Source organism: Streptomyces sp. NPDC053474, from assembly GCF_044544845.1.
GTDB lineage: Bacteria > Actinomycetota > Actinomycetes > Streptomycetales > Streptomycetaceae > Streptomyces.
This window is the reverse complement of the sequence record NZ_JBITXV010000027.1, coordinates 1-13853: the sequence shown is the minus strand read 5'-3', so window position 1 is coordinate 13853 and position 13853 is coordinate 1. Positions and strand designations below refer to the sequence as shown.

5 protein-coding genes, 1 tRNA gene and 1 rRNA gene are annotated in these 13853 nt (G+C 70.4%); 1 reads left to right on the top strand and 6 read right to left on the bottom strand.

Annotated elements, in window-relative coordinates; genetic code table 11:
• Positions 1-199 precede the first annotated feature (199 nt).
• The 3 genes from ACIG3E_RS39000 to ACIG3E_RS38990 form a co-directional block, all read right to left on the bottom strand.
• Complete coding sequence (locus ACIG3E_RS39000; protein WP_399625556.1) at positions 200-2968, bottom strand: DNA translocase FtsK; 2769 nt, start codon at positions 2966-2968, stop codon at positions 200-202.
• A 343-nt stretch (positions 2969-3311) separates the two neighbouring features.
• A complete protein-coding gene (locus ACIG3E_RS38995) occupies positions 3312-3995 on the bottom strand; it encodes a two-component system response regulator (RefSeq protein WP_399625554.1) in 684 nt (227 codons plus the stop codon).
• Positions 3996-4296: 301 nt separating this feature from the next.
• On the bottom strand, positions 4297-9810 hold the full coding sequence (locus ACIG3E_RS38990; protein WP_399625551.1) for a HAMP domain-containing protein: 5514 nt from the start codon (positions 9808-9810) through the stop codon (positions 4297-4299).
• A 256-nt stretch (positions 9811-10066) separates the two neighbouring features.
• Between ACIG3E_RS38990 and ACIG3E_RS38985 the strand changes: the two genes are divergently transcribed.
• The gene (locus ACIG3E_RS38985) at positions 10067-12727 is read left to right on the top strand and encodes a SpoIIE family protein phosphatase (RefSeq protein ID WP_399625548.1); all 2661 of its coding nucleotides are present in this window, start codon (positions 10067-10069) and stop codon (positions 12725-12727) included.
• 93 nt (positions 12728-12820) lie between these two features.
• Here ACIG3E_RS38985 and ACIG3E_RS38980 read toward each other — a convergent pair.
• The 3 genes from ACIG3E_RS38980 to rrf form a co-directional block, all read right to left on the bottom strand.
• Positions 12821-12896, bottom strand: a tRNA-Thr gene (locus ACIG3E_RS38980).
• Positions 12897-12983: 87 nt separating this feature from the next.
• A complete protein-coding gene (locus ACIG3E_RS38975; protein ID WP_399625546.1) occupies positions 12984-13661 on the bottom strand; it encodes a DegT/DnrJ/EryC1/StrS family aminotransferase in 678 nt (225 codons plus the stop codon).
• 100 nt (positions 13662-13761) lie between these two features.
• Positions 13762-13853 (bottom strand): 5S ribosomal RNA (rrf, locus tag ACIG3E_RS38970); the annotation flags it as partial.

Below are 13853 nucleotides of genomic sequence, written 5' to 3'. Positions count from 1 at the left end.
CCATCAGAATGGCCGGACATCCTGACGGGGGGACACGGTCTTGCGCTTCCCTCAACTTGACGTACGCCGAGGGGAAACGGTTGCCTGCGTTCCCGTACGGGTGAGCTCGGCCCCCGTACGGGCCAGACGGTCCCCGCACGCGGCGCTCCCGGCCGTCGTACGAGGTCAGACCCTGTGCTTGTGCGGTGCTTCCGGACCTTTAAGAAGCCTCCCCGCGGAGTACGGCGAGCACTCCATCCAGCTCATCAGGTTTCACGAGAACATCACGAGCCTTCGACCCCTCGCTCGGACCCACGATGTTGCGCGACTCCATGAGGTCCATGAGGCGGCCGGCCTTGGCGAAGCCGACGCGCAGTTTGCGCTGGAGCATCGACGTGGACCCGAACTGGGTGGAGACGACCAGCTCCGCCGCCTGGCACAGCAGGTCGAGGTCGTCGCCGATGTCCTCGTCGATCTCCTTCTTCTGCTTGGTGCCCACCGTGACGTCGTCGCGGAAGACCGGCGCCATCTGGTCCTTGCAGTGCTGGACGACCGCCGCGATCTCGTCCTCGGTCACGAAGGCGCCCTGCATGCGGACCGGCTTGTTCGCCCCCATCGGCAGGAAGAGGCCGTCGCCCTTGCCGATGAGCTTCTCCGCGCCGGGCTGGTCGAGGATGACGCGGCTGTCGGCGAGCGAGGAGGTGGCGAAGGCGAGCCGGGAGGGCACATTCGCCTTGATCAGACCGGTCACGACGTCCACGGACGGCCGCTGGGTGGCGAGCACCAGGTGGATCCCGGCCGCGCGCGCGAGCTGGGTAATGCGCACGATCGAGTCCTCGACGTCCCGCGGCGCGACCATCATCAGGTCGGCGAGCTCGTCGACGATCACCAGGAGGTACGGGTACGGCTTGAGCTCGCGCTCGCTGCCCTCGGGCGTCTTGAGCTTGCCGTCGCGCACGGCCTTGTTGAAGTCGTCGATGTGGCGGTACCCGAACGCCGCGAGGTCGTCGTAGCGCAGGTCCATCTCGCGCACGACCCACTGGAGCGCCTCGGCGGCCCGCTTGGGGTTGGTGATGATCGGCGTGATCAGGTGCGGGATGCCCTCGTACGCGGTGAGCTCCACGCGCTTGGGGTCGACGAGGACCATCCGGACGTCCTCGGGCGTCGCTCTTATCATGATCGAAGTGATCAGGCAGTTGATGCAGGACGACTTGCCGGAACCGGTGGCTCCGGCCACCAGGATGTGCGGCATCTTCGCCATGTTGGCCATGACGTAGCCGCCCTCGACGTCCTTGCCGAGCGCGACGAGCATGGGGTGGTCGTCCTCGGCCGCGTCCGCGAGGCGCAGCACGTCGCCGACGTTGACCATCTCGCGGTCGGTGTTCGGGATCTCGATGCCGACCGCGGACTTGCCGGGGATCGGCGAGATGATCCGGACGTCCGGGGACGCGACGGCGTACGCGATGTTCTTGGCGAGCGCCGTGATCTTCTCGACCTTCACGGCGGGGCCGAGCTCGATCTCGTAGCGCGTGACCGTCGGGCCGCGCGTGAAGCCCGTGACGACGGCGTCGACCTTGAACTCTGTGAAGACGTTCGACAGCGAGTCCACGACCGCGTCGTTGGCGGCGCTGCGGGACTTGCCGGGGCCGCCGCGCTCCAGGAGGTCGAGCGACGGCAGCGCGTACGTGATGTCCCCGGAGAGCTGGAGCTGCTCCGCGCGCGGGGGCAGGTCGCGCGGCTCGTCCGGCGCGGCCTTGGTCAGGTCGGGGACGCCGGCGCGCGCGGGCTCCTCGGCCCCGGCCCTGCGGCCCGGCACGACGTCCGCGCCGCGCGCGGGCGGCACCGGCCCGGACGGGGCCTGCGGGGCGCGCTCCACGGAGACGCCCTGGGTGAGGTCCGCGACCAGCGGCGACGGCGGCATGCCGTGCAGCACGGCGCCGTCCAGCGCGGCGGCCGCGGCGGCGGCCACGTCCACCGCGTCCATGGGGCGGTCCGCGGCGGGCTGCACGGAGGCCCGGCGGGGCCTGCGGCGCTTGGAGAGGGCCTCTTCCTCGGCCTGCTCCGGGGAGGGCTCCTGCGGGCCGTCAGCGGGACGCCTGCGGCCCCGGGAGCGGGGGCGCGCGGGCAGCGCCTCGCGCCACTGGTCGTCGTACCGCTCGTCGTCCTCGGTGTACTCGGCGTACTCCTCGGACGTGGCGGGCTCCTCGATGACGCCGAGGCGCACGCCGAGCGCGCGCAGGCGCTGCGGGATGGCGTTCACCGGGGTCGCGGTGACGACGAGCAGGCCGAAGACCGTCAGCAGGACCAGCATCGGTACGGCGAGGACCTCGCCCATGGCCTTGGTCAGGGGGGTCGAGGCGCCCCAGCCGACGAGGCCGCCCGCGTCCCTTATGGCCTGCATGCCGTCCCCGCGCGCGGGCGAGCCGCAGGCGATGTGCACCTGCCCGAGCACGCCGAGGACGAGCGCGGACAGGCCGATGACGATGCGGCCGTTGGCGTCGACCTTCTCGGGGTGGCGGATGAGGCGCATGGCCATGCCCGCGACCAGCAGGGGCACGAGCAGGTCGAGCCGTCCGAAGGCGCCGGTCACCAGTATCTCGACGAGGTCGCCGACGGGGCCGCGCAGATGGGACCAGGTGCCCGCCGCGACGATCAGGGCGATGCCGAGGAGGAGCAGCGCGAGGCCGTCCTTGCGGTGCGCGGGGTCCAGTCCTTTGGCGCCGCGGCCCACGCCGCGGAACATCGCGCCCACGGCGTGCGCGATGCCGAGCCAGATGGCGCGAACCAGGCGGTAGAGGCCGTTGGTGGGGCCCGGCGTCGGCTTCGGGGCGGGCTTCTTGGGCGCCGCCGCCTTCTTGGCGGGCGCCTTCTTCGCCGCGGCCTTCTTGGCGGGCGGCTTCTTGGCGGCGGCCTTCTTCGCCGGAGCCTTGGTCGGCGCGGCCGCCTTCTTCGCGGGCGTCTTCTTGGCTGCGGGCTGACGTGAGGCCATGGGTGTGAGATTACCGGGGGAGGCGACGGTGGACACGTGTGCCTACTGCTTCACCCGTTTGTGTCGCCCTGGTGCGGGCGGCGAACTGACGAGGCTCCACAGGACGGCTGACGACGGCTCACGGCGGACACCGAGAACCATCGACCGAAGGCTCCCGGCAGCTGCCGGGAGCCACCGACGCATCGTACGGAACCCTTGCTTCCGGCGCCTGTGCGGCCACTCCCGGTGCCTGTGCGGCAGGTTCCGGCGCCTGTGCGGCAGCTCCCGGCACCGTGGTGCGGCAGCGCCGGGAACCGTGGCGCGACAGCCGCGGGCACCGCGCGGACGGCCGCCCGGGCCGCCGTCAGTTCTGCGAGGGCACCGACGGCGCGCCGCTGCCGGTGCCCGGCTCCAGGGCGTCAAGAGCCCTGCGCAAACCGGTGAGTTTGCGTTCGAGATGGGCTGCCGTGGCGACGGCCGCCGCGTCGGCGGAGTCGTCGTCGAGCTGTTTGGACAGGGCCTCGGCCTGCTCCTCGACGGCGGCGAGCCGCGCGGACAGTTCGGCCAGGAGACCGGCGGGCTCCTTGGTGTTCTCGGCCGCCGCCTTGCCGCCGCCCTCCAGCTGGAGGCGCAGCAGGGCCGCCTGCTCGCGCAGTTGGCAGTTCTTCATGTACAGCTCGACGAACACCGAGACCTTCGCGCGCAGGACCCACGGGTCGAAGGGCTTGGAGATGTAGTCCACGGCGCCGGCCGCGTACCCCCGGAAGGTGTGGTGCGGGCCGTGGTTGATCGCCGTGAGGAAGATGATCGGGATGTCCCGGGTCCGCTCCCGCCGCTTGATGTGCGCCGCGGTCTCGAAGCCGTCCATGCCTGGCATCTGGACGTCCAGGAGAATGACCGCGAAGTCGTCCGTCAGCAGCGCTTTGAGCGCTTCCTCCCCGGACGATGCCCGCACCAGCGTCTGATCGAGCGCAGAGAGGATGGCCTCCAGCGCCAGCAGATTCTCCGGCCGGTCATCGACCAGGAGGATCTTGGCCTTCTGCACCATGGCCCGCCCTCCTCGCCCCGGCGGTACACCGGGCGCCGCCCCAGGGGACGACTTTCTTGCGTCGTCCGTCCTTGTGCCGGTCATGGTAGCCGCACCCCGCCCGTCGCCACACCCTGTCACCGCGATGTCACTGTGCACGTAGCAGAAACGCAGTGGCGGACCAGAAGGTTCCCCGTATACCGCGGTTCTACACGGCGTCGGCCACACTCTGTCAGCAACTCCGCGTAGCGGTGCGGCTTCTCCGGACGCCTCACCGACGGTCCGCGAGAACGGCCGGGGGTGGGGCGGCGGCCACGCTCCGTCACTCCGTCCGCATCCACTGCTCCATCACCGACAACAGGTGATCGGGATCGACCGGCTTCGTCACGTAGTCGGAGGCCCCGGAGTCGATGGCCTTCTCCCGGTCGCCCTTCATCGCCTTCGCGGTGAGCGCGATGATCGGCAGCCCGGCGAACTGAGGCATCCTGCGGATCGCCGTCGTCGTCGCGTAGCCGTCCATCTCCGGCATCATGATGTCCATCAGAACGACCGTCACGTCGTCGTGCTGCTCCAGGACCTCGATGCCCTCGCGGCCGTTCTCGGCGTACAGCACCGACAGGCCGTGCTGCTCCAGGACGCTGGTGAGCGCGAACACGTTGCGGATGTCGTCGTCGACGATGAGGACCTTCTCGCCGTCGAACTGGAACCCCGCGCGCGTGGCCGTCGCGTCCTGCGCGGCGCCCTCCTGCCACTGCTCCTGCGCTCCCGCGCCGCCCCTGGGGCCGGGCTGCGGAACCCCGTCGGCGGGCTCCGCGGGCAGCGCGGCCCGGCGGCGGCGCCGGAACAGGGCGGCGGGCCCGGCGTGCCGCTCCGCGGCCTCCGCGGGCGCCGTCCCGGGAGCCGCGGTGTCCTCGACCGCGTTCCCCACGGCCTCGGTCAGGCCCTCCAGGGCGGGCAGCGCGGGGGCCGCGGGCGACGCGAGCTGGGCGTACCCCTGCGGCGGCAGTTCGCTCGGGTGCAGGGGCAAATACAGCGTGAAGGTGGAGCCTCGGCCCGGTTCGCTGGCCGCGTGGATCTCGCCGCCGAGCAGCCGGGCGATCTCCCGGCTGATGGACAGGCCCAGACCAGTGCCGCCGTACTTGCGGCTGGTCGTCCCGTCCGCCTGCTTGAACGCCTCGAAGATCACCCGCATCTTGCTGGCCGCGATGCCGATGCCGGTGTCCGCCACGGAGAAGGCGATCAGATCGCCGTCCGGGTCGCGCAGCGAACCGGCCTCCAGGAGCTGCTCGCGGATCTCGTTCGGCACGTCGTTGCTGGCGAGCCGGATGACGAGTTCCACCGCACCGGTGTCGGTGAACTTGACCGCGTTGGCCAGCAGATTGCGCAGTACCTGAAGGAGACGTTGTTCGTCCGTGTGCAGCGTCGCGGGCAGCTCCGGCGATACGCGTACGGAGAAGTCGAGCCCCTTCTCGGCGGTCAGTGGACGGAAAGTGGCCTCTACGTAGTCCACGAGTTGGACGAGCGCGATGCGCGTCGGGCTGACGTCCATCTTGCCCGCCTCGACCTTTGACAGGTCCAGGATGTCGTTGATCAGCTGGAGCAGGTCCGAGCCCGCGCCGTGGATCGTTTCGGCGAACTCCACCTGCTTGGGGGTGAGGTTCGCGTCGGCGTTGTCCGCGAGCAGCTTGGCGAGGATCAGCAGCGAGTTGAGCGGCGTCCGCAGCTCGTGCGACATGTTCGCCAGGAACTCGGACTTGTAGCGCATCGACACCGCGAGCTGCTCGGCCCGCTCCTCGAGGACCTGCCGGGCCTCCTCGATCTCGGTGTTCTTCACCTCGATGTCGCGGTTCTGCTGGGCGAGCAGCGCCGCCTTCTCCTCCAGCTCGGCGTTGGAGTCCTGGAGCGCCTTCTGCCGGTTCTCCAACTCCTCGGAGCGGTCGCGCAGTTGCTCGGTGAGCTCCTGCGACTGCTTGAGCAGCATCTCCGTCTTCGTATTGACGCTGATGGTGTTGACGCTCGTCGCGATCATCTCGGCGATCTGGCTCAGGAAGTCCTTCTGGATCTGCGTGAACGGCTGGAACGACGCCAGCTCGATCACCCCGAGCACCTTGCCCTCGAAGAGCACCGGCAACACGATGACCTGCGCCGGGGGCGCCTCCCCGAGCCCGGAGGCGATGCGCAGATAGCCCGAGGGCGTGTTGTCCACGAGGATCGTGCGGCGCTCCTTGGCTGCCGTGCCGATCAGCGTCTCACCGGGCCGGAACGACGTGGGCATCGACCCCATCGAGTAGCCGTAGCTGCCCAGCATCCGCAGTTCGTACGCGTCCTCGTCGCGCCCCGGGTCGTTCGCGTCGTCGGTGGCCATCGCGAGGAAGAACGCGCCGTGCTGCGCCGAGACCACCGGCGTCAGCTCGCTCATGATCAGCGAGGCGACGTCCTCCAGGTCGCGGCGGCCCTGCATCAGACCGGAGATGCGGGCCAGGTTGCCCTTGAGCCAGTCCTGCTCCTTGTTGGCGAGCGTGGTGTCGCGGAGGTTCGCGATCATCGTGTTGATGTTGTCCTGGAGGACCTGGATCTCGCCCGCCGCGTCCACGTCGATCTTCAGATTGAGGTCGCCGCGGGTCACCGCGGTGGCCACGGCCGCGATCGCGCGCACCTGCCGGGTGAGGTTCCCGGCCATCTCGTTCACGGACTCCGTGAGGTCGCGCCAGGTGCCGTCGATGTCCCGTACCCGCGCCTGGCCGCCCAGCTGGCCCTCGGTGCCCACCTCGCGGGCGACGCGGGTGACCTCCTCGGCGAAGGACGACAGCTGGTCGACCATCGTGTTGATGGTCGTCTTGAGCTCCAGGATCTCACCGCGCGCGTCGATGTCGATCTTCTTGGTGAGGTCGCCCTTGGCGATGGCCGTCGTGACCATCGCGATGTTGCGGACCTGACCGGTCAGGTTGGACGCCATGCCGTTGACGGACTCGGTGAGGTCCTTCCACGTGCCCGAGACGCCCGGGACGCGGGCCTGGCCGCCGAGGATGCCGTCCGTGCCCACCTCGCGCGCCACCTTGGTGACCTGTTCGGCGAACGAACTCAGCGTCTTCACCATGGTGTTGAAGGTGTCGGCGAGCTGCGCGACCTCGCCGCGCGCCTCGATCGTCACCGTCTTCGTCAGATCGCCGTTGGCGACGGCCGCGGCGACCTGGGAGATGTTGCGCACCTGCATGGTCAGGTTGTTGGCCATCAGGTTGACGTTGTCGCTGAGGTCCTTCCAGATGCCCGTGACGCCCGGGACGCGGGACTGTCCGCCCAGCTTGCCCTCGGTGCCCACCTCACGGGCGACCCGCGTGACCTGCTCGGCGAACGACGACAGCTGGTCGACCATCGTGTTCACGGTCGTGACGAGTTCGAGGATCTCGCCCTTGGCGTCGACGGTGATCTTCTTGGACAGGTCGCCGCGGGCGACGGCGGTCGTGACCTCCGCGATGTTGCGCACCTGGAGCGTCAGGTTGTTCGCCATGCCGTTCACGGACTGCGTCAGGTCCTTCCACGTACCCGACACGCCCTGCACCTCGGCCTGACCGCCCAGGATGCCGTCCGTACCCACCTCGCGGGCGACGCGCGTCACCTGCTCCGCGAAGGCCGAGAGCTGGTCCACCATCGTGTTGAGGGTGTTCTTCAGCTCCTGGATCTCGCCGCGCGCGTCCACGTCGATCTTCTGGGAGAGGTCGCCGCGCGCCACCGCCGTGGCGACCTGCGCGATGTTGCGGACCTGCGCGGTGAGGTTCCCCGCCATGCCGTTCACGGAGTCCGTGAGGTCGCGCCACACCCCGGCGACGCCGGGGACCTGCGCCTGGCCGCCGAGCCGGCCCTCCGTGCCCACCTCCCGGGCGACGCGCGTCACCTGGTCGGCGAAGGCGGAGAGCTGGTCGACCATGGTGTTGATGGTGTTCTTGAGCTCCAGGATCTCGCCGCGCGCGTCCACGTCGATCTTCTGGGAGAGGTCGCCGCGCGCCACCGCCGTCGTCACCTGGGCGATCTGGCGGACCTGGGAGGTCAGATTGCCCGCCATGAAGTTGACGGAGTCCGTCAGCTCCTTCCAGGTGCCGCTCACGCCGTCCACGCGCGCCTGACCGCCCAGACGGCCCTCGGTGCCCACGTCCCGGGCCATCCGCGTGACCTGGTCGGCCATCGAGGACAGCTGGTCCACCATCGTGTTCACGGTGTTCTTCAGCTGGAGCATCTCGCCGGAGACGTCCACGGTGACCTTCTGCGACAGGTCGCCGTTGGCCACCGCCGTCGTCACCTGCGCGATGTTGCGGACCTGGCCCGTGAGGTTGCGGAAGGCGGTGTTCACCGAGTCGGTGAGGTCCTTCCAGGTGCCCGCCGCGCCCGGCACCTGCGCCTGGCCGCCGAGCTGGCCCTCGGCGCCGACCTCGCGCGCCACCCGGGTCACCTCGTCACCGAAGGACGACAGCTGGTCCACCATCGTGTTCACGGTGTTCTTCAGTTCGAGCATCTCGCCCGCGACGTCGACCGTGACCTTCTGCGACAGGTCGCCGTTCGCCACCGCCGTCGTCACCGTGGCGATGTCACGGACCTGCGTCGTCAGATTCCGGAAGACCGTGTTGACGGAGTCCGTCAGGTCCTTCCAGGTACCGGCCGCGCCCGGCACGTTGGCCTGACCGCCGAGCTGCCCCTCCGCGCCGACCTCGTTGGCCACGCGCGTGACCTCGTCGGCGAACGTCCGCAGCGTCTCGGTCATCTGGTTGATGGTCCCGGCGAGCTGCGCCACCTCGCCGCGCGCGCTCACCCGCACCTTCTGCGACAGATCGCCGTTGGCGACGGCGGTCGTGACCTGGGCGATGCCGCGCACCTGCGCCGTCAGGTTCCCGGCCATCAGATTGACCGAATCCGTGAGGTCCTTCCACACGCCCGCGACGCCCGGCACCTGCGCCTGCCCGCCGAGCTCGCCCTCCGTACCGACCTCGCGCGCGACGCGGGTGACCTCCGAGGAGAACGAGGACAGCTGGTCCACCATCGTGTTGACGGTGTTCTTCAGCTCCAGCATCTCGCCGGCCACGTGCACCGTGACCTTCCGGGACAGATCGCCCTTCGCCACGGCGGTCGTCACCAGCGCGATGTCCCGCACCTGCGCCGTCAGGCGGTACGCCATCGTGTTGACCGAGTCCGTGAGGTCCTTCCACGAACCGGACATGCCGCGCACCCGGGCCTGCCCGCCCAGCTTGCCCTCCGTGCCCACCTCGCTGGCCACGCGCGTGACCTCGTCGGTGAACGTGGACAGCTGGTCCACCAGGTTGTTGACCGTGCGCCCGACCTTCAGGAACTCGCCGCGCAGCGGATGGCCGTTGCCGTCCGCCACGTGCGCGCGCAGCTCCATGCGCTGCTCCAGATCGCCGTCGGCGACCGCCGAGAGCACCCGGCCGACCTCGGAGACCGGACGTACGAGATCGTCGACCAGGTCGTTCGCCGCGTCGATGGCGGCCGCCCAGGAGCCCTCCATCGCCCCGGCCTGGAGCCGCTCTGTGAGCTTGCCCTCACGCCCCACCGTGCGCCGCACCCGCGACAGCTCTCCGGTGAGGTGCAGATTACGGTCCGCGACCTCGTTGAAAACGGCGGCGATCTCCGACATCGGGTCGTCGCCCGTGACCGTGAGCCGCTTGCGGAAATTCCCGTCCCGCATGGCCACGAGGGCGGTCAGCAGCCTGTTCAGGGCCGCCGCCTCCACCGTGACCGTCGTCCCGTTCCGCGGCTTGCGCTGACCGTTCAGGGACCGTCCGTCTTTCGCGCGCGTCTTACTGCCCCGCGTCGCAGCGCCAGACTCCACTGTGTCCCTCCCGCAAGGGTCGACCGTACTGCTCGTCTCAAGCCTGTCCAGTGTTTCACCACGGCCGAACCAGGCCATAACAGTTCGGCAGCTTCGCACACCGTCCGCACACCCTCCGGGCGGAAACACAGGCGACCGGCATCAGCATGGACGGCGAAGGTAAGTAACCTGGCATCCGGCTGTCCAACCACCCCGGTCCTGCCCGGCCAGGGCGGTGGCACACATATTCGGCGGGCATCGGAGGGGCGGCCGCACCATGGGACTGCAGATTCCCGGGGGACAACGGACGAGGAGCTCTGTGATCACCGCGCGCGCGGCTGCGACTTTCGAACCCGTCGGGCGTTCCGTCGCGACGGCCCGCTCGTTCGTCAGGGACACCCTTCAGGGGTGGGGGTTTTCGGACATCGTCGACGACGCGGTCGTCCTGACCAGCGAGCTGGTCACGAACGCCGTCGTGCACGCGGGCACCGCCGCCGACGTCCAGTGCCTGCGCACCGACGACACCGTCCGCATCGAGGTCTCCGACCGCTATCCCGAGCGCGAGATTCCCCTGCAGAACTCCCCCGCGACCATGGGCAGCCCCGACCGCGAGGGCGGCCGCGGCCTCCAGCTCTGCGCCGCGCTCGCCACCCGCTGGGGCGTCGACTACACCCCCACGCACAAACAGGTCTGGTTCCAACTCGACCTGCCCGACCGCCCCGTGGGCACCCGCACCGCCGGACCCACGCTGCCGCCCGACCTGCTGCCGATCACCGACGGCCGGGTCCGCGTCGCCGTCGTCCAGATCGACCGCGCGGGCGCCATCTCCGCCTGGAACGAGGACGCGGAGGAACTCTTCGGGTACGTCGCCGAGCAGGTCACGGGCAAGCCCCTCACGGACTTCGCCGCCTGGCCACACACCCCGGGGACCAGCACCGGCATCGCCGACGCCCTCCAGCTCTCGCGCTGGGAGGGCAGCTACGGCATCCGCGACGCCGACGGCCGCGTCACCCCCGTCTACGCCTCCCACCTGCGCGTCCGCGACTCCGACGGCGAGCCGTCCACGGTCTGTCTGCTCGTACGCGACGACGAGCGCGCCGTCCTGCAGACCCCGCTGCGCGGCCCGTCGCCGGAGTCCGGCGCCCTCAGCGAGCCGCACGCCGCCGACCCCTTCGAGGTCTTCATCGGCACCCCCACGCCCGAGGACCTGGACGGCCTGCTCCAGCGCACCGTCGAGCGCGCCCGCGACATGCTCGACGGCGACGCGGCCTTCCTGCTCCTGGCCACGGACGACGAGACGGAACTGGAGGTACGAGCCTCCACCGGCCTGCCCTCCGCCCGTCAGCGCTTCGCCCGCGTGCCCGTGGAGGCGGGCACCGGACGCTACGGCTCCGCCCGCATGCCCGCCGTCCACGAGGACCTCACGGTCGTCCCGGACGCGGTGCCCCTCCTGAAGGGCACGGGCATGCGCTCGGTCGTCACGGTTCCCCTGAAGGTCGAGGGCCGTCTCACGGGCTCCCTCGGCGTCGCCGCCGAGGCGCCGAACCGGTACTCGAACGAGGAGGCCCTGCGCCTGCAGTTCGCCGCCGACCGCATCGCCCTCGGCATCGAGTCGGCCCGGCTCGGCGATCTGCAGCGGCTGCGCCGCGGCTCCCTTTCCTTCCTCGTCGAGGCCTCCGACCTGCTCGCGGGCACCCTCGACCGGGACCAGACCCTGGCGCTCATGGCCCAGATGACGGTCCCCACGCTCGCCACCTGGTGCGCCGTCTACACCATCGCCGACCAGGCCTCGGAGCCGTACCTCTCGTACGTCCTGCACGAGGACGAGGAGCGCATCGACGGCTTGAAGGCGCTCCTCAAGAAGGTCGACCCGCCGGAGCCGGTGCCCACCCCGGGCGCCCGCGTCTGGAAGGCCCCGTCCGAGGCCGCCCACCAGTCGGCCCTGCGCACCTCCATGCGCAACCTCGGCCTCGGCGAGCCCATGTCGTCCCTGGGCGGCATCGGCACCTCTCTGTCCACGGCGTCCGCGGTGGGCGGCGAGACGGTCGTCCTGCCCCTGGTCGCCCGCAACCGCGTCATCGGCATGCTCACGCTCGGCAAGCCCGCCGACGAGCACTTCCGCCAGGAGATCCTGGAGCTCGCCGAGGACCTGTCCCGCCGGGCCGCCCTCGCCCTGGACAACGCCCGGCTGTACTCGGAGCGCACGGCCATCAGCCAGTCCCTCCAGCGCAGCCTGCTCCCGCCCGGCCTGCCCCAGGTCCCCGGCGTGGAGGTCGACGTCATCTACCGCGCGGCGGGCGAGGGCAACGAGGTCGGCGGCGACTTCTACGACCTGTTCCCCATCCGCGACGGCGCCTACGGCTTCGCCATCGGCGACGTGTGCGGCACCGGCCCCGAGGCCGCCGCCGTGACCGGCCTGGCCCGGCACGCGCTGCGCCTCCTCGCCCGCGAGGGCTTCGGCGGCCCCGCGGTCCTGGAGCGCCTGAACGCGGCGATCCTCGACGAGGGCGCCCGCAGCCGCTTCCTCACCCTCCTGTACGGCGAGTTGTGGCCCCAGGAGGACGGCTCGGCGGTCCTGAAGGTCGTCTGCGCGGGCCATCCGCTGCCGCTGCGCCTGCGCCAGGACGGCACGGTCGAGCCGTACGCGGAGCCGCAGCCGCTCCTCGGCGTCATGGAGGACCTCGAACTGTACGAGCAGACGATGACGCTCGACCCGGGCGACGTCCTGCTCTGCGTCACCGACGGCGTCACCGAGCGCCGCGAGGGCACCCGCATGCTGGGCGACGACGGCCTCGCGGACGTCCTGACGACCTGTACGGGTCTCACGGCGGGCGCGGTGGCGGCGCGCATCATGCGCGCGGTGGAGCGCTTCGCGACGGACGCGCCGTCGGACGACATGGCGATCCTGGCGATGCGCGTCCCGGAACTCCACAGCTGAACTCCCGGGCCGGTCCCCGTGCCCTTTCGCGGCGCGGGGACCGGCCCGGGAAACGAAGAAGGCCACCGCCTACGAGGCGGTGGCCTTTTCGAATGGAGCCCCCAAGCGGAATCGAACCGCTGACCTTCTCCTTACCATGGAGACGCTCTACCGACTGAGCTATAGGGGCCAGTTGCGCCTTTCGCGGTTTTCCGCGCGGCAACGAAATAAATCATACCCGAACATCCGGCGGTCTCGAACCACCCTGCTCCAGCGGCTAGAACGCCGGTTGGAGCAATCCTCCGAGCGCGTTGCACGCCGATACGATCCGCTGGAGGTCGCGCCGGGACAGCCAGGCGTCGACGGGCAGCGCCAGCGCCTCGTCCGCGGCCCGCTCCGTCTCCGGCAGCTCCACGTCCCGCCAGAACTGCGGGGTGCGGTGCAACGGCGTCTTCACGGGCACCCGGCAGTCGACTCCCTTGGCCCGCAGGACCCGCGCGAAGGCGTCCCGGTCCGGCCGCCCGTTGCCGGGCACGCGGACGACGTACTGCTGGTAGCTGTGGTTCTCGCCGTCGGCGGGGGTGTGCACGCCCTTCAGCCGGGCGGTGAGGTACGCGGCGTGCGTCCGCCGCCGCGCGACGTCGTCGTACGTCGCGCCCTGTTCACCTTCTTCGAGCACCAGCAGGCCGTGCCGCTGCCCGAGCACGTGCATCCGCGGCATGTCGGCCTGGCCCCCGAAGCGCCGTACGACGACGACAGCCGCCGTGCGCTCGGTGCGGACCGCGTCGACCGCGTCGACGCCGAGGCAGTACGTGGCCGGGTCGATGTCCGCGAACACCGGCATGGCTCCCGCGGAGATCACCGCTTCGGCGACCGAGGAACTCCCGTACGCGGGTACGACGACCTCGTCGCCGCTGCCTACGCCTGCCGCTCTGAGCAACGCTTCTGTCCCCATGTGACGGATGCTGATCGCGCAACGTGAACGGCAAGTAACGCAAAACAAAAAAGAGCTGGTCCCCGAACCGAAGTTCAGGGACCAGCTCTTATCAAATTTTGTTCGGCGGCGTCCTACTCTCCCACAGGGTCCCCCCTGCAGTACCATCGGCGCTGTAAGGCTTAGCTTCCGGGTTCGGAATGTAACCGGGCG